The organism is Mesorhizobium sp. M8A.F.Ca.ET.181.01.1.1 (assembly GCF_004792025.1).
Taxonomy (GTDB): domain Bacteria; phylum Pseudomonadota; class Alphaproteobacteria; order Rhizobiales; family Rhizobiaceae; genus Mesorhizobium.
Genome location: NZ_SRTV01000333.1, coordinates 1 through 282 on the forward strand (window position 1 = coordinate 1; position 282 = coordinate 282).

The following is a 282-nucleotide window of genomic DNA, read 5'->3' on the forward strand; positions in this document are numbered from 1 at the left end:
GATCGTCGATGCCGGCATAGCCGATGGCGGCCAGAATGCGGCCAAGGTTCGGGTCCGATGCATAGAACGCCGTCTTCACGAGCGGTGAATGGCCGATCGCATACGCAATCTGGCGACATTCGCCGACGCTCGAACCGCCTTCCACATGAACCGTCATGAACTTGGTCGCGCCTTCGCCGTCGCGCACGATCAGTTGCGCGAGCGTCTGCGCAACTTCGGTCACCGCATCGCGCAACGCAGCGTAAGCGGGCGAGTCGGTGGAGGTGATCGCCGGCAGGCTGG

The 282-nt window shown here is 63.8% G+C and carries 1 protein-coding gene; it reads right to left on the minus strand.

The genetic code is table 11. The features are described from left to right. A partial coding sequence (locus EN824_RS34845; protein WP_189522304.1) for a bifunctional ornithine acetyltransferase/N-acetylglutamate synthase occupies window positions 1-282 on the minus strand: 282 nt, incomplete at both ends.